The organism is Kitasatospora sp. NPDC001539 (assembly GCF_040298565.1).
Lineage (GTDB): Bacteria > Actinomycetota > Actinomycetes > Streptomycetales > Streptomycetaceae > Kitasatospora.
Genome location: NZ_JBEPAK010000170.1, coordinates 1 through 15481, shown reverse-complemented (window position 1 = coordinate 15481; position 15481 = coordinate 1). Strand labels below are relative to the sequence as shown.

Below are 15481 nucleotides of genomic sequence, written 5' to 3'. Positions count from 1 at the left end.
GCGCCAACCCGAAGGTTCGCGCGGCAGCGGAACGACGAACGACCGGCCTACGACCTCAGACGTTGAAGCCCAGCGCCCGCAGCTGCTCGCGCCCGTCGTCGGTGATCTTGTCCGGGCCCCACGGCGGCATCCAGACCCAGTTGATCCGCAGGTCCTGGACCAGGCCGTCGGTGGCGGTCTTGGCCTGGTCCTCGATGACGTCGGTCAGCGGGCAGGCCGCCGAGGTGAGCGTCATGTCGATGGTGGCCACGTCGGACTCGTCGATGTGGATGCCGTAGATCAGGCCCAGGTTGACGACGTCGATGCCCAGTTCGGGGTCGACGACGTCCATCAGGGCCTCGGTCAGGTCCTCGACCGAGACGGTGCCGGCGGTGGTGCCGACGATGAGGCCGTTCGGCTGCTCCTCCGCGGCGGAGGGGGTTTCGTCACTCATGGTTCTGTCCTCCTCTGCGGGTCAGTCGTTCACGGCGGGGTTGGCGAGGGCCTGCGCGGTGGCGTCCTTCCAGGCCATCCAGCTGAGCAGGGCGCACTTGACCCGGGCCGGGTACTTGGAGACACCGGCGAACGCGACCGCGTCCTCCAGCACCTCCTCGTCGCCCTCGGCCTGGCCCTTGCTCTGCATCAGCTCCAGGAAGGCCTCCTGGACCGCCTGCGCCTCGCCGACGGTCTTGCCGACCACCAGGTCGTTGAGCACCGAGGCGCTCGCCTGGCTGATCGAACAGCCCTGTGACTCGTACGAGACGTCGGCGACCGTCGAGCCGTCGAGCTTCACCCGCAGGGTGATCTCGTCGCCGCACGTCGGGTTGACGTGGTGCACCTCGGCGTCACCGTCCCGCAGCCCCTTGCCGTGGGGGTTGCGGTAGTGGTCCAGGATGATCTCCTGGTACATCGAGTCGAGCTTCATGATCGTCCTGCCCCGTCCGTCAGCCGAAGAAGTTCCGGACGTGGTGCAGGCCGTCGATCAGCGCGTCGACCTCGCCCGGCGTCGAGTACAGATAGAACGACGCCCGCGTGGTCGCCGGAATTCCGTACCGGAGGCAGACCGGCCGCGCGCAGTGGTGGCCGACGCGCACGGCGATGCCCTGCTCGTCCAGCACCTGGCCCACGTCGTGCGGGTGGATGTCACCGAGCGTGAAGGAGATCGCCGCGCCGCGGTCGACGGCCGAACGGGGGCCGATGATCCGCAGGTCGGGGACCTCCAGCAGCCGCTCGACGGCGTACTCGGTGATCGCGTGCTCGTGCGCCGCGATCCGGTCCATCCCGATGCCCTGGAGGTAGTCGATGGCCGCGCCGAGCCCGACCGCCTGGGCGATCGGCGGGGTGCCGGCCTCGAACTTGTGCGGCGCCGGGGCGTAGGTGGACGAGCCCATGGTGACGGTCTCGATCATCTCGCCGCCGCCGAGGAACGGCGGGAGGTCCTCCAGCAGCTCCTGGCGGCCCCAGAGCACGCCGATGCCGGTCGGGCCGAGCATCTTGTGGCCGGTGAAGGCGACGAAGTCGGCCTCCAGCGCCTGCACGTCCAGCACCATGTGCGGCGCGGCCTGCGAGGCATCGATGACGACCAGCGCGCCGACCGACTGGGCCTTGCGGACGATCGTCTCGACCGGGTTGATCGTGCCGAGCAGGTTGGAGACCAGGGTGAAGGAGACCACCTTGGTCTTCTCGGTGATCAGCTCGTCGATGTCCGAGAGGTCGAGCCGGCCCTCGTCGGTCAGCCCGAACCACTTCAGCTTCGCACCGGTGCGCTGCGACAGCAGCTGCCACGGGACGATGTTGGAGTGGTGCTCCATCTCCGTGATCACGATCTCGGAGTCGGCGTCGACCCGGTACGGCTCGTCGGCCCAACCGAGCATGTTGGCCACGAGGTTGAGCGACTCCGAGGCGTTCTTGGTGAAGATCACCTCGTCGCGGCTGGGCGCGTTGACGAAGGCCGCGACCTTGTCCCGGGCGCCCTCGTACAGCGCCGTGGCCTCCTCGGCGAGCACGTGCACGCCGCGGTGGACGTTGGCGTTGTGCCGCTCGTAGTAGGCGTTCAGCGCCTCGAGCACCTGGCGCGGCTTCTGCGAGGTCGCCGCGTTGTCCAGGTAGACCAGCGGCTTGTCGTCGTGCAGCAGCCGCTGGAGGACCGGGAAGTCCTTGCGGATCGCGTCGGTGTCGAGCAGACCCGCCAGGCCCGAACGCTCATGGGCATGCGTCACTCGGATGCGCCCCCCTTCACATAGGCCTCGTAGCCCTCGTTCTCCAGCTTGTCGGCCAGCTCGGCGCCGCCGGACTCGACGATGCGGCCGCCCGCGAAGACGTGGACGTAGTCGGGCTTGATGTACCGCAGGATGCGGGTGTAATGGGTCACCAGCAGGGTGCCGACCTCGCCGGTCGAGCGGACCCGGTTGATGCCCTCGGAGACGATCCGCAGCGCGTCGACGTCCAGGCCGGAGTCGGTCTCGTCGAGGATCGCGATCTTCGGCTTGAGCAGCTCCAGCTGGAGGATCTCGTGGCGCTTCTTCTCGCCGCCGGAGAAGCCCTCGTTGACGTTGCGCTCGGCGAAGGCCGGGTCCATCTGGAGGGCGGCCATCGCCTCCTTGACCTCCTTCACCCACAGCCGCAGCTTCGGGGCCTCGCCGCGGACGGCGGTGGCGGCGGTGCGCAGGAAGTTGGAGACCGAGACGCCGGGGACCTCGACCGGGTACTGCATGGCCAGGAACACGCCGGCCTTGGCACGCTCGTCGACGGACATCTCCAGCACGTCCTCGCCGTCCAGCAGCACGGAGCCGCCGGTGACGGTGTACTTGGGGTGGCCGGCCAGCGAGTAGGCCAGGGTGGACTTGCCGGAGCCGTTCGGACCCATGATGGCGTGGGTCTCGCCCTGCTTCACGGTCAGGTCGACGCCCTTCAGGATCTCGCGCGGGCCGTTCTCGGCCTCGACGGAGACGTGCAGGTCGCGGATTTCAAGGGTTGCCATGTGTACTCAGGACTCCTGGTTGACGGAGACGAGCACATCGTCCCCTTCGATCTTTACGGGGTAGACAGCGACCGGCTTGGTGGCGGGCAGGCCGGAGGGCTTGCCGGTGCGCAGGTCGAAGCTGGAGCCGTGCAGCCAGCACTCGATCATGCAGTCCTCGACCTCGCCCTCGGAGAGCGAGACGTTCGCGTGCGAGCAGATGTCGTTGATCGCGAACACCCCCTCGTCGGTGCGGACGACCGAGACCGGCACGCCGTTGAGGTCCACGCGCTTGGGCACGTCCTCCTGGAGGTCGCTCAGCGCGCAGGCACGCAGGAAGGTCATCTGGTCAGACCGCCGCTTCCAGCTCGGCCTCGATCTTCTCCATGAGCTGCTCCTGCACCTCGGCGACGCCGATCTGCTGCAGCAGCTCGGCGAAGAAGCCGCGGACGACCAGGCGCCGGGCCTCGTCGGCCGGGATGCCGCGGGCCATCAGGTAGAACAGCTGCTCGTCGTCGAAGCGACCGGTCGCGGAGGCGTGGCCGGCGCCGACGATCTCGCCGGTCTCGATCTCCAGGTTCGGGATCGAGTCGACCCGGGCGCCGTCGGTGAGCACCAGGTTCCGGTTGAGCTCGTAGGTGTCGGTGCCGAGCGCGGCGGCGCGGATCAGCACGTCACCGACCCACACGGCGTGCGCGTCCTGGCCCTGCAGCGCGCCCTTGTACGCCACGTTCGACCGGCAGTGCGGCGTGTCGTGGTCGATGACCAGGCGGTGCTCCAGGTGCTGGCCGGCGTCGGCGAAGTACAGGCCGAACAGCTCGGCCTCGCCGCCGGGGCCGGTGTAGTTGACCCGGGGGTGCAGGCGGACGAGGTCGCCGCCGAAGGTGACGACCACCGACTTGAAGGAGGCGTCCCGGCCGACCAGCGCGTTGTGCTGGGCGGCGTGCACGGCGTCGCGGTCCCAGTCCTGGACGGAGACGAAGGTGAGCTTGGCACCGTCGCCGACCAGCAGCTCGACGTTGGCGGCCCGGGTGCCGGTGCCGGCGTGGTTGAGCACGACCACGGCCTCGGCGAACGGCTTGACGTCGATCACCACGTGGGCGAAGCGGACCCCGCCCTCGGCGCGCACGTCGATCTTGACCGGCTCGGTCAGCACCGCGTCCTTGGGGACGGTCACCACGAGGGCCTGCTCGAAGGCGCTGAAGGCCTGCGCGGCGACCCGGTCGACCGGCGTGCCGGCCTTGCCCAGGCGGGCGTCGTCCCGGCCGACGGTCTCGGCGGTGACGCCGTCCGGCAGCGTGAACTCGACCTTGTCCTCGCCCCGCTCGGCCTCGGCGGCCGTCCCGTCGTGCAGCCCGCCGAGGCGGTGCAGCGGGGTGAACCGCCAGTCCTCCTCGCGGCCGTGCGGCACCGGGAAGTCGTTCACGTCGAAGGACGGCTTGACGGCGACGCGCGCGTCGATCGGCTGCTGGACCGCGGTCCGGCCGGTGCCGGGACCGGCGAGCTGCGCGCCCGCGCCGGCGGTCCCGACCTCGATCGAACCGGCGGTGGTGGAGCCGGTGGTGTTCTGCTCAGCCATGGCTGTTCGTTGTGCTCTCTTCCTCGAAATCAGTGGACGGCGGGTGGTCGGCCGGGCGTCAGCCGACCGCACCCTCCATCTGCAGCTCGATCAGCCGGTTGAGCTCCAGCGCGTACTCCATCGGCAGCTCGCGCGCGATCGGCTCGACGAAGCCGCGCACGATCATGGCCATCGCCTCGGTCTCGGTCAGGCCGCGGCTCATCAGGTAGAACAGCTGGTCCTCGCTGACCTTGGAGACGGTCGCCTCGTGGCCCATGGACACGTCGTCCTCGCGGACGTCCACGTAGGGGTAGGTGTCCGAGCGGGAGATGGTGTCGACCAGCAGCGCGTCGCACAGCACGTTGGACTTGGCGCCGTGCGAGCCCTCGCCGATCTCGATCAGACCGCGGTAGGAGGTCCGGCCGCCGCCGCGCGCCACCGACTTGGAGACGATGTGCGAGGAGGTGTTCGGCGCCATGTGCACCATCTTGGCGCCGGCGTCCTGGTGCTGGCCCTCGCCCGCGAAGGCGATCGACAGGGTCTCGCCCTTGGCGTGCTCGCCCATCAGGTAGACGGCCGGGTACTTCATGGTGACCTTGGAGCCGATGTTGCCGTCGACCCATTCCATGGTCGCGCCCTCGTACGCCACGGCGCGCTTGGTGACCAGGTTGTAGACGTTGTTCGACCAGTTCTGGATGGTCGTGTAGCGGCAGCGGCCGCCCTTCTTGACGATGATCTCCACGACCGCCGAGTGCAGCGAGTCGGAGGAGTAGATCGGCGCGGTGCAGCCCTCGACGTAGTGGACGTAGGCGTCCTCGTCGACGATGATCAGCGTCCGCTCGAACTGGCCCATGTTCTCGGTGTTGATCCGGAAGTAGGCCTGCAGCGGGATGTCGACGTGCACGCCCTTCGGCACGTAGATGAAGGAGCCGCCGGACCACACGGCCGTGTTCAGCGCGGCGAACTTGTTGTCGCCGGCCGGGATGACGGTGCCGAAGTACTCCTTGAACAGCTCCGGGTGCTCGCGCAGCGCGGTGTCGGTGTCCAGGAAGATGACGCCCTGCTCCTCCAGGTCCTCGCGGATCTGGTGGTAGACGACCTCGGACTCGTACTGGGCGGCGACGCCGGCGACCAGGCGCTGCTTCTCCGCCTCCGGGATGCCCAGCTTGTCGTAGGTCGCCTTGATGTCCGCCGGCAGGTCCTCCCAGGACTCGGCCTGCTTCTCGGTGGAGCGGACGAAGTACTTGATGTTGTCGAAGTCGATGCCGGAGAGGTCGGAGCCCCAGGTCGGCATGGGCTTCTTGCCGAACAGCTTCAGGCCCTTGAGCCGCAGGTTCAGCATCCACTCGGACTCGTTCTTCTTCGCGGAGATGTCGCGGACGACCTCCTCGCTGAGCCCGCGCTTGGCCGCGGCACCGGCGGTGTCCGGGTCGGCCCAGCCGTACTCGTAATTGCCCAGGCCCTCGAGCTCGGGGTGCGAAACGGTGTCAGTCATGCGAGCTTCCTAACGCGCGGACGCAGAATCTTCGGACGCAGAATCTTCGGTGGACGTACCGGCAGTCGGCACTGCATCGGAGCCGCGGGCCGCGGGGGGCCGGGCGGGCGACGATGCGGCACCGGGTGCCGGCACATAGGTGGTGCAGACCCCGTCGCCGTGGGCGATGGTGGCCAGTCGTTGCACATGGGTGCCCAGGAGCTGGGAGAAGACCTCGGTCTCCGCCTCGCAGAGCTGCGGGAACTGCTCGGCGATGTGCGCGACCGGGCAGTGGTGCTGGCAGAGCTGGGCGCCCGCCGGGGCCTTGGCCCCGGCCGACGGCACGCGCCGCACCGTGGCAGCGTACCCGTCGGCGCTGAGCGCCTGGGCGAGGGCCTCCGGGCGCTCCTGGGCGTCGGCCTGCCGCAGGCTGTTCCGGTACTTCTCGCCCTGCTTGCCGAACCGCGCGCGGGCGAAGGCGGCGACCGCCTCCTCCCCCGCCTTCCCGCCGCCCACCGAGTCCGAGATCCAGCGCAGCGCGTCGGCGGCGAGCTGGTCGTACGCCTGGTAGAAGGCGTCCCGGCCGGCGTCGGTCAGCGCGAAGACCTTGGCCGGACGGCCCCGGCCCCGGCTGCCGTAGACCCGCTGTTCGCGGGACTCGACCAGTCCGGCGGCGGCGAGCCCGTCCAGGTGGCGGCGGACGGCGGCGGCGGTGAGGCCGAGCCGGTTCGCCAGGTCGGCGGCGGAGGAGGGGCCGTGGTCCAGGATGGAACGGGCGACCCGGTCGCGGGTGGCGCGGTGGCCCTCCAGCAGCACCTCGGCCGCCGTCACGGGCACGTCGCAGTCGGAGGCCGGCTCGGCCTCCTGCTGCTGGGCGTGCTCGCGCATGTTTTTCACAACACCAGTGTTGCGTAATTGCTTCCGTCGGGACAAGCCGTGATCCAGGCCTCACTGGTGTCATCTGTCACGCAGGTAAGGCTTACCTGACCTGCACGGACCGTCCCTCGGGCCGCCGTCCGGCCGGTCCGTCGGGTCCTCTTACACTCGCCCGTATGCACTCCGAACCCGCGGTCAAGATCGCCGGGCTGGTCAAGCGCTACGGCGACAAGGCGGCCGTGGACGGCCTCGACCTCACCATCCCGGCCGGCGCGATCACCGCCGTCCTCGGCCCCAACGGCGCCGGCAAGACCACCACCATCGAGACCTGCGAGGGCTACCGCCGCCCCGACGCCGGCACCGTCCGCGTCCTCGGCCTCGACCCGGTCACCCAGAGCGCCGCCCTGCGCCCCCGGATCGGCGTGATGCTCCAGTCCGGAGGCGTGTACGCGGGCGCGCGCGCCGTCGAGATGCTGCGGCACACCGCCAAGCTGCACGCCGACCCCCTGGACGTGGACGCCCTGGTCGAGCGCCTCGGACTCGGCTCCTGCGGCCGCACCACCTACCGCCGGCTGTCCGGCGGCCAGCAGCAGCGGCTCGCCCTGGCGATGGCCGTGGTCGGCCGCCCCGAGCTGGTCTTCCTGGACGAGCCCACCGCCGGCCTCGACCCCCAGGCCCGCCGCGCCACCTGGGAGCTGGTCCGCGACCTGCGCCGGGACGGCGTCACCGTGGTGGTCACCACCCACCACATGGAGGAGGCCGAGCAGCTCGCCGACCGCGTCGCCGTCGTCGACCGCGGCAGGGTGATCGCCGACGGCACCACCGAGGAGCTGTGCCGCGGCGGCGACGAGAACGCCCTGCGCTTCGACGGACCGCCCGGGCTCGACCTCGGCCCGCTGCTCGCGGAGCTGCCCGCCGGGGCCACCGCCTCGGAGGCCGCCCCCGGCAGCTACCGCGTCGAGGCGCCGGTGGACCCGCAGCTGGTCGCCACCGTCACCGGCTGGTGCGCGGCCTCCGGCATCCTGCCCGAGCGGCTGTCCGTACAGCGCCGGAGCCTCGAAGACGTCTTCCTCGACCTGACCGGACGGGAGCTGCGCGCATGAGCGAGCGGAGCGCGGGAACGACGAGCGCCACCACGACGGACGGCTCGCCGACGGACGGCTCCCCGGCGGGTGGCGCCCCGACCGGCGGCTCCCCGGCGGGCCGCTCCCGGACGGACTACTCGCCGAAGCCGGGAGCGGCCCCGGTCGGCCGGATGCTGCTGGCCCAGACGGCCTTCGAGACCCGGATGCTGCTGCGCAACGGCGAGCAGCTGCTGCTCACCGTGGTCATCCCGACGGTGCTGCTGGTGCTGTTCTCCGCCGTCGACATCGTCGCGGTGGAGGGCCCCGGCAAGCGGGTCGACTTCCTGGCGCCCGGGCTGCTGGCGCTCGCCGTGATGTCCACGGCCTTCACCGGCCAGGCCATCGCCACCGGCTTCGAACGCCGGTACGGCGTGCTGAAGCGGCTCGGTGCCAGCCCGCTGCCCCGCTGGACGCTGCTGACCGCCAAGACCGGCTGCGTGCTGGTCACCGAGGCGCTGCAGGTCGCCCTGCTGTCGGTCATCGCGCTGGCGCTCGGCTGGTCCCCGCACGGCAACCCCCTCGCCGTGGTCGCGCTGCTGGTGCTCGGCACCGCCGCGTTCTCGGGGCTCGGCCTGCTGATGGCCGGCACCCTGAAGGCCGAGGCCACGCTGGCCGCCGCGAACCTGGTGTTCATCCTGCTGCTGCTGGCCGGCGGGGTGATCGTGCCGCTGAGCCGGTTCCCGGGCGCCGTGCGCTCGGTGCTGGAGCTGCTGCCGATCTCGGCGCTCTCGGACGGTCTGCGGTCGGTGCTGCAGCACGGCGCCGGGGTGCCCTGGTCGGACCTCGGCCTGCTGGCCGGCTGGTCGGTGCTCGGGCTGGCCGCGGCCGCCCGGTTCTTCCGCTGGGAGTAGCCCGCGCCGGTTCCCCGGGCCGCGCGCCCGCACCGCACGGCGGCGGCGCCCGCACCACCGATGCGACGACGCCCCCCGGCCTCGAGTGGCCGGGGGGCGTCGCTGCTGTGCGGTGCGTCCGGGCGTTCGGCTGTTCGGGTGATCGGCCGACGGGCGCGATCAGCCCCGGCTGCCGCGCCGGGCCGGGATCAGCCCCGGCTGCCGCGCCGCTTGCGGGCCAGCAGCACCAGCGCGCCGCCCACCAGCAGCACGCCGCCACCGGCCGCCGCGATCATCGGGGTGGCGTCGCTGCTACCGGTCTGGGCGAGCGCCGGGGCACTGGTGGCGGGCGCCGGGGCGGCCGGGCTCCTGGTCGGGACGGGCGTCGCCGACGGCGTCGGGGTGGCCGAGGGGGCGGGGGTGCCCGGCGGGGTGGTGCTCGGCGTGGGGGTGGGGGTCGGGGTCGCCGTCCGGGTGGGCGTCGGGGTGGGGGTCGGAGTCGGGGTCTTGGTGGGGGTCGGCGTCGGAGTCGGCGTGTGGCACGGCTCGATGGTCTTGGTCTCGTTGATGTTCCAGCCCTTCTCGGCCGGGTTCTCCGTGGTGCTGACCACCAGGTTGGCCTTGATCGGGGCGTCGTGGTCCTTCACCGGGAAGGTGCCGTGGAACTCCGCGGGGAAGGTCTTGGCGTCCAGGACCTTCTCGCCGTCGATGGTGAGGCTGACGGTGTTCTTCACGTCAGGCTTCGGGCTGTAGTTGATCAGGTTGACCACGACCTTGTCGCAGGTCACCGACCAGGTCGGGACGTGCGCCGAGGCACCGGTGGCCAGGGCAAGTGGCAGGAGAAAACCGGCCGCCGCCGTACCGGCGAGCGCCGTCGCGCCGATCCGAATGTGCCGCTGCTGTCGCGCCATTACGCTGTTCCCCTCCGAACGGTCTTGCGCAGCAGGCGCGTTGAAGTGGATCGCGGTAGCCCGCTACGACTGTCCGGGGGACTCTACCGGCACCCCCGCACCTCGCCACACCCCGCCGCACGACCGGATTTCGTCTGTCGGTCCGTTCCCGGATGTGCTTGACCAGCCCATCACAGCCGTCACCTCGCAGAACGCGGATCGGGCGAACTTGAATGAACTTGGTCACCTCTGGAGAACAACGGCGCCAACCGGCGATCAGGTTCGGTCTGCGGAGGACGTTCGGCAGTCAGTCGACAAACCATCCGGCCGCACTCGCCGCCCCGGGCCGTGCCCCGGCCGAAGATCGCCTGTAAGGGCACCTACGATTGACGGCGTGCGTACCCCCTTCTCCCTGCTCGCCGAGCGCTGGCAGCCCTCCGCCGCGATGGTCCGGCGCGCCGCGTTCGCCGCGCTGGTGATGAGCGTGGTGATCGTCGTCACCGGCGGCGCCGTCCGGCTCACCGCCTCCGGCCTCGGCTGCACGACCTGGCCCCGCTGCACCGACGAGAGCCTGACGCCCACCGCCGAGATGGGCTTCCACGGCGTCGTCGAGTTCACCAACCGGATGCTCACCTACGTGCTCAGCGCGGCGGTCGGCTGGGCGATCCTGGCCGCCCGCTGCCACCGGCCGTGGCGGCGCGGGCTGACCCGGCTCGGCTGGGCGCAGTTCTGGCTGGTGATGAGCAACGCCGTGCTCGGCGGCATCACCGTGCTGACCGGCCTCAACCCGTACACCGTGGCGCTGCACATGATCGCCGCGATGGGCCTGGTCTGGGTCGCGCTGCTGATGTGGGAGCGCAGCAAGGAGGGCGACGGCCCGGCGAAGCTGTCGGTGGCCCGCCCGATCCACCAGCTCTCGTACGTGCTGGTGGCGGTGGTCGGCCTGCTGGTCGCGGCCGGCACCCTGGTCACCGGAGCCGGTCATCACCCCGGTACGCCCCAGGACAACAAGATCGTCCCGCGCATCCCGATCGACTACGACCGGCTGGCCCAGTTCCACGCCGACTTCGCGTTCGTCTCGGTGGGACTGACCATCGCGATGATCTTCGTCTTCGCGGCGGTGAAGGCCCCGCAGCCCGCCAAGGCCAGAACGAAGGAACTGCTGGCGGTGCTGCTGCTGCAGGGCGTCCTCGGCTTCGTGCAGTACTTCACGGACGCCCCCGAGCTGATGGTCGGCCTGCACATGCTCGGCGCAAGCCTCACCTGGATCGCCGCCCTGCGGATCCCCCTCGCCCTGCGCGTGAGGGAGCAGGAGGAGGCCCCGGCACACCTGCCCACCCAGGCCCCGCAGGCTGCCACGGTGTGACCACCGGCGAAGGCCCCGAGAAACCACCGATGCGATGGGGGCCTTCGCCGTGTCACAGCAGCCGTCGGCCGTCGTGGGTGCGGATGAGCGGGACGGTGCCGTCCCGAAGCGCGTCCAGGACACGTACGGCATAGACCTCGGCCATGCGGTCGGAGATCTCGTCCGTCGTGAGCCAGGCGATCTCTATCGACTCATCCGAGAGCTGTTCGGCTCCGCTCGCCGGTCGGCAGCGGAAAACCAGGGCGACGACCCCTCGGCGCAGGTTCTTGTAGACACCGGTCAGCCGCTCCACCCCGACGTCGATACCGGTCTCCTCGAACCTCACGGCGCACACCGTCCTCGACGGCCTCGCTGAGTTCGAGGACGCCACCCGGAGGCTCCCAGGCCCCGTTGTCGGCCCGCCTGATCGCGAGCACTCGGCCGTCCTCACGTACCACCACTCCCGCGACGGACACCGAGTGGAGCGGCGGCATCTGGAGCGGCGGCATCCTTACCTCCTGCGGCATCGCGCTTCGCAGCGTTTGCTCGTCACGTGTCCGGCTACGAAAGAGCGCTGCGAGTGGAACGGAGCAGATCCAGGACATGGGTCCAGCTGTACTTGTCACGCCCGCCCCCGGACTTGGGCTTGTGGGGCACGTAGTCGCCGATCAGGACGCCCATCGAGCGCAGTCGGGCCAGGCTCTCCGAATAGGCCGGGTGGGCGGCCTGGGCAGAGTTGACATAGGGCTGGACAGCGACAGGGATGCCGAGCCCGTACGCCTCGCAGAGGATGCCGAGAGCAAGAGTGTCGGAGATGCCGGCGGCCCACTTGTTGACGGTGTTGAACGTCGCGGGAGCGACCGCGATGGCGTCCGCCGGAGGCAACGGTTGCGGAATGCTCGGCGTGCGCCAGGCCGACCGGATCGGGTAGCCGGTCTGTGCCTCGATGGCTGCCTGGTCTATGAAACCGAGAGCGCTGGGCGTGGCGATCACCCCGACTTTCCAGCCTTCGACGTGGGCTGCGGCGATCAGCTCGCCCACGCCGTCGGCGATTCCCGAAGCGCAGACGACGACGTAGAGGAAAGGCTCGCGGTTCTCAGTCAATGTGAACCCCCAACTCATGGCAGAAGCGACGAAGTTCCGGGACAGTAGCGCGTCGATCGCGCGCTGCCATGTCACCGACCAGTTCCAGCACGCTGGGACGGCGGCGAATGTCTTCGGACGCGCAGATCTCTGCGATTCTGAGTGCTTGGTATCCCTCGGAGAGTCTGCCTTGTTGGCTGTAAGCCCGTGCAGCGTCCACCCACAGTGCCGCCCGCCGTTCCGGAACGGGGATCCGGCGCCGCATCAGGGGCCGAGCTGCCTCCAATGCCGCCCCGGCATCGCCGAGCGCCACCGCAGAACTGACCGCATGGAGTGCGACGTTGGTGGGACTGAAATTCGCCCATGAATCCGGTCCGTCGAGGGCGACGTAGCGTGCGACGTCCCGAGCCTCCGTGAGGAGTTCCGCAGCCGTCGCCCGATCTCCACCTGCGCTGGCTGCGGTCACACCACGGAGGAGCATGAGTCCGAAGGCAGCAAGGTACTGGGGCGATCTCCGGTCGTAGCCGCCGCCGAGTTGGTCTGCAGTGTGACGAATGAGGCTGATGGCAGGCCCGGTGTGCCGGTCTCGCGCCAGGACATGGACCTGAACGCGGACGCTGGAAGCCATCACCACCGGATCACCGCTGCGCTCGGCCTCGGCCATGGCCCTGCCGACCGCGAGCCAGGCGTTGCCCTGATCGCCGAGCTTGAGCAACAGGCTCACAGCGGTCTGATAGGCCGTCGCAAGCATGCCTGAAAGAGCCTGACCGTCACCTGACCCCGCATTCTGCGCCTGACGGAGGTCGGCGATCAGCTGCGGCAGATCTGCTTCGAGTTCGGCGTACCGGCAGGAATAGAAGTGTCCGCGCGCCTTGGACAGCCGGGCTGCAAGAGCCGCCGGGGACTGTGGTGGGCGATCAGGGAATACCGGCCCCGGTAGGAGCTCTCGGACGAGATCCGTCCCTGCCCGGGGCGGCCCTGCCGGGGCGGCGAGCGCAACAACGCTCGCCGCCAGGAAGTTGCGGCGGTGCATGTCGTCCGTCCTGCTGTCCGCGCCGGGCGGAGAGGCAAGGCCGAGTCTCTCTGGAGGAATGTCGAGCACGACGGCAACGGCCCGCAGAACAGCCACGTCCTGCGTTCCCCGACCACTCTCCAGCCGGCTGATCTTCGACTGGTGGTAACCCAGCTCAGAAGCCACATCCGCCTGGGAACGGCCGCTGAGCACTCGCGCCCGGCGAATCACTTCGCCGGGCGCGAGTGACGCGGAGTGCCCGTTCGCCTTCCACGACATGGATCCTCCCGCTGGCATCGATCACACCCGATATGCCGAGCGTAGCCGTACGGGGACAGCCGGTGATGCGCGATCTGCATGAACCATGCACGGCCGGCTTCGGGCCCAGCCGTCCGGCAGCGATGTGCAGTTGTCTGTTCGTCAGCAGCCTCGCCCCGACTCGCTAAGGAGAAGCGCCGATGACCCTCGTTTCGAACGGTGGGAGAAGCAACGCCGGTCTCCCACAGGGCTCGGCCGCGAGCGTCCGCGCGCGTGCCGCACCGATGACCACATGCCTGCCCTACCGGCCCGAATCGGTGGCCGCTGCGCGCCGGTTCGTCGTGGCCAAGCTTCTTGAGTGGGGGCTGGACGACCTGGCGGACGACGCCAGCGTGATCGTCAGCGAGTTGGCCACCAACTCCCTCAGGACCGGCTGCCGGACCCGCATGCTCGTCGGCGTCCGCCGGCCGACCGAGCGGGTGGTCCGCATCCTCGTCGGCGACGGCTCCCGGTCGCTGCCCGTGATGGTCCAGGCCGGCCCCGGCGCCACGTCCGGCCGGGGCCTGGCGATGGTCCACCGGCTCACGCACGGCCGCTGGGGCGTCACGCTCCTCCCGTTCGGCAAGGTCGTCCACGCCGACCTTGCCGTGCCGGCGCCGGTCCCCCGGTGAACTCGGAGCCACCGGAGGCCAGTTACCCCTCCGCCGAAGCGCGGCCGCCGTCCGTGCCCGACCCCACCCGCGTCTTGGCCGCCTGCGGGGTGTCCGCCGCTGCCGGGCTGCACCTCATCGTCGCGGCCCTGGTGCTGATCAACCGCTCCCACTGAACTCCCGTTCGCGCCGCCGGTCCGGCGGCGCGGACGGGACGACCGACTCACTTCTCTCTCCACCCCCTCGAAAAGGAGCACGACCATGTCCCGACCCGAGCCGAAACCGCCCCCGCCGAAGCCGCAGAGTCCGCCGACCCCCCGGCCTCCGGACCGGTAGCGCCCCACCGGAACGCACGACCACCACAACGACAACGCACGAGGAGGCCCCCATGGGTTGGGGAACCGACAAGCCCAGCGGCGGCAAGCACGGCGGCAAGAAGGACCCCGGCACGAGCAAGCCGTCCCCCGACGGAACGCGGCCGGCGCCCGAACCGAAGCACAAGAAGGACGAGAGCGAGAAGTGACGGACCACGCGCACCGACCGGAGCAGGCCGCCGTTCGCGGCCTGCTCCGGGCCGTCGGCGAAGCACTCGGCGGCCCCGTCCCCCGCGAGTGGAAGGAGGCGATCACCGCAGTCCCGCGCCACCGCTTCCTCCCCGAGCGGATCTGGCTGGAGGACGACCGGGGCGGCTACGAGCCCTGCGACCTGTCCACCGACCACCAGCGGTGGTTCGAGGCGGCTTACGCGGACCTGCCCGTCGTCACCCAGGTCAATGACGGCCAGGTACCGGCCGACCCGGGCGAAGCCTGGCCGTCCTCCTCGGCCTCCGCCCCCTCCATCGTCGTCCGCATGCTCCGCGACCTCGACGTCCGGCCCGGTATGAACGTCCTGGAGATCGGTACCGGCACCGGTTGGAACGCGGCTCTCCTCGCCCACCGCCTCGGCCCCGGACGCGTCACCTCGATCGAGATCGACCACGCGGTCTCCGAGCAGGCGTGGGCGTCCCTGAACGCAGCCGGCACGGACGTGGACCTGATCTGCGCAGACGGCTCCCTGGGCTGGCAGCACCGTCAGCCGTACGACCGGATCATCTCCACCTGCGCGGTCCGCCGGGTGCCTCGGGCATGGATCGACCAGACCCGCCCGGGCGGCCTCGTCCTCACCCCCTGGGACAGCCCGATGCTGTGCTGGGGGCTGCTCAGGCTCACCGTCGAGCGTGACCGGGCCCAGGGCCGCTTCAGCCCGCACTCCGCGTTCATGCTGATGCGCAACCAGCGGCAGGACCTGCGGATCTTCCGCGATGTCGTCCGGGACGAACACGTTCCGGAGGAGTCCGAAACCGTACTGCCCCCGTGGGAGGTCACGGGCGACCACTGGGAGGCCCGGTTCGCCCTCGGCCTGCGACTGGGCGACGTGTGGACCGTCTGGGAGGAGGAGCCGGGC

General features: G+C 70.5%; 18 protein-coding genes and 1 pseudogene. 7 read left to right on the top strand and 12 right to left on the bottom strand.

The window, feature by feature from the left end:
* Positions 1 to 55: 55 nt before the first annotated feature.
* The 8 genes from ABT247_RS23600 to ABT247_RS23565 are packed head-to-tail and all read right to left on the bottom strand — an operon-like array spanning position 56 to position 6858.
* Positions 56 to 433, bottom strand: a complete 378-nt coding sequence (locus ABT247_RS23600) for a metal-sulfur cluster assembly factor (RefSeq protein ID WP_350745335.1) — start codon at positions 431 to 433, stop codon at positions 56 to 58.
* Between the two features lie 21 nt (positions 434 to 454).
* On the bottom strand, positions 455 to 904 hold the full coding sequence (gene sufU, locus ABT247_RS23595; RefSeq protein ID WP_350745332.1) for a Fe-S cluster assembly sulfur transfer protein SufU: 450 nt from the start codon (positions 902 to 904) through the stop codon (positions 455 to 457).
* Between the two features lie 19 nt (positions 905 to 923).
* On the bottom strand, positions 924 to 2198 hold the full coding sequence (locus ABT247_RS23590; RefSeq protein ID WP_350745330.1) for a cysteine desulfurase: 1275 nt from the start codon (positions 2196 to 2198) through the stop codon (positions 924 to 926).
* Positions 2195 to 2959 carry a Fe-S cluster assembly ATPase SufC gene (gene sufC, locus ABT247_RS23585; protein WP_030290237.1) on the bottom strand — a complete coding sequence of 255 codons (765 nt, stop codon included), beginning with the start codon at positions 2957 to 2959 and terminating at the stop codon, positions 2195 to 2197. Before sufC ends, ABT247_RS23590 begins: the two co-directional genes overlap by 4 nt.
* A gap of 6 nt (positions 2960 to 2965) precedes the next feature.
* The gene (locus ABT247_RS23580) at positions 2966 to 3283 is read right to left on the bottom strand and encodes a bifunctional 3-phenylpropionate/cinnamic acid dioxygenase ferredoxin subunit (protein ID WP_153463212.1); all 318 of its coding nucleotides are present in this window, start codon (positions 3281 to 3283) and stop codon (positions 2966 to 2968) included.
* 4 nt (positions 3284 to 3287) lie between these two features.
* Positions 3288 to 4517 carry a Fe-S cluster assembly protein SufD gene (gene sufD, locus ABT247_RS23575; protein WP_350745327.1) on the bottom strand — a complete coding sequence of 410 codons (1230 nt, stop codon included), beginning with the start codon at positions 4515 to 4517 and terminating at the stop codon, positions 3288 to 3290.
* Between the two features lie 58 nt (positions 4518 to 4575).
* The gene (gene sufB / locus ABT247_RS23570) at positions 4576 to 5991 is read right to left on the bottom strand and encodes a Fe-S cluster assembly protein SufB (RefSeq protein ID WP_030290241.1); all 1416 of its coding nucleotides are present in this window, start codon (positions 5989 to 5991) and stop codon (positions 4576 to 4578) included.
* A gap of 9 nt (positions 5992 to 6000) precedes the next feature.
* Positions 6001 to 6858 (bottom strand): helix-turn-helix transcriptional regulator, encoded by an 858-nt coding sequence (locus tag ABT247_RS23565; RefSeq protein WP_350745344.1) that lies wholly within the window; start codon positions 6856 to 6858, stop codon positions 6001 to 6003.
* A gap of 164 nt (positions 6859 to 7022) precedes the next feature.
* Here ABT247_RS23565 and ABT247_RS23560 point away from each other — a divergent pair, with 164 nt between their 5' ends.
* On the top strand, positions 7023 to 7949 hold the full coding sequence (locus ABT247_RS23560; protein ID WP_350745323.1) for an ABC transporter ATP-binding protein: 927 nt from the start codon (positions 7023 to 7025) through the stop codon (positions 7947 to 7949).
* Positions 7950 to 8101: 152 nt separating this feature from the next.
* Positions 8102 to 8821, top strand: coding sequence for an ABC transporter permease (locus ABT247_RS23555; protein WP_350745341.1), 720 nt, complete (start codon positions 8102 to 8104; stop codon positions 8819 to 8821).
* 188 nt (positions 8822 to 9009) lie between these two features.
* Here ABT247_RS23555 and ABT247_RS23550 read toward each other — a convergent pair whose 3' ends face one another.
* Complete coding sequence (locus ABT247_RS23550) at positions 9010 to 9711, bottom strand: LAETG motif-containing sortase-dependent surface protein (protein WP_350745320.1); 702 nt, start codon at positions 9709 to 9711, stop codon at positions 9010 to 9012.
* Between the two features lie 373 nt (positions 9712 to 10084).
* Here ABT247_RS23550 and ABT247_RS23545 point away from each other — a divergent pair, with 373 nt between their 5' ends.
* On the top strand, positions 10085 to 11056 hold the full coding sequence (locus tag ABT247_RS23545; RefSeq protein WP_502892489.1) for a COX15/CtaA family protein: 972 nt from the start codon (positions 10085 to 10087) through the stop codon (positions 11054 to 11056).
* A gap of 52 nt (positions 11057 to 11108) precedes the next feature.
* On the opposite strand, the pseudogene ABT247_RS23540 reads toward ABT247_RS23545, so the two are convergent.
* The 3 genes and pseudogenes from ABT247_RS23540 to ABT247_RS23530 all read right to left on the bottom strand — a co-directional run bounded on the left by ABT247_RS23540 (position 11109) and on the right by ABT247_RS23530 (position 13409).
* Positions 11109 to 11529, bottom strand: a pseudogene (locus ABT247_RS23540) (NUDIX hydrolase).
* A gap of 67 nt (positions 11530 to 11596) precedes the next feature.
* The gene (locus ABT247_RS23535) at positions 11597 to 12139 is read right to left on the bottom strand and encodes a flavoprotein (RefSeq protein WP_350745318.1); all 543 of its coding nucleotides are present in this window, start codon (positions 12137 to 12139) and stop codon (positions 11597 to 11599) included.
* Positions 12132 to 13409, bottom strand: coding sequence for a helix-turn-helix domain-containing protein (locus ABT247_RS23530; RefSeq protein WP_350745315.1), 1278 nt, complete (start codon positions 13407 to 13409; stop codon positions 12132 to 12134). Before ABT247_RS23530 ends, ABT247_RS23535 begins: the two co-directional genes overlap by 8 nt.
* A 179-nt stretch (positions 13410 to 13588) precedes the next feature.
* Here ABT247_RS23530 and ABT247_RS23525 point away from each other — a divergent pair, with 179 nt between their 5' ends.
* The 4 genes from ABT247_RS23525 to ABT247_RS23510 all read left to right on the top strand — a co-directional run.
* A complete protein-coding gene (locus tag ABT247_RS23525) occupies positions 13589 to 14059 on the top strand; it encodes an ATP-binding protein (protein WP_350745313.1) in 471 nt (156 codons plus the stop codon).
* Entirely contained in the window at positions 14056 to 14214 is a 159-nt protein-coding gene (locus ABT247_RS23520; protein WP_350745311.1) for a hypothetical protein, read from the top strand. The genes ABT247_RS23525 and ABT247_RS23520 overlap by 4 nt, the downstream gene beginning before the upstream one ends.
* A gap of 212 nt (positions 14215 to 14426) precedes the next feature.
* Positions 14427 to 14561, top strand: a complete 135-nt coding sequence (locus tag ABT247_RS23515; RefSeq protein WP_350745308.1) for a hypothetical protein — start codon at positions 14427 to 14429, stop codon at positions 14559 to 14561.
* Positions 14558 to 15481: methyltransferase domain-containing protein (locus ABT247_RS23510; protein ID WP_350745306.1), on the top strand; the 924-nt coding region annotated here is incomplete at its 3' end. The genes ABT247_RS23515 and ABT247_RS23510, both read left to right, overlap by 4 nt.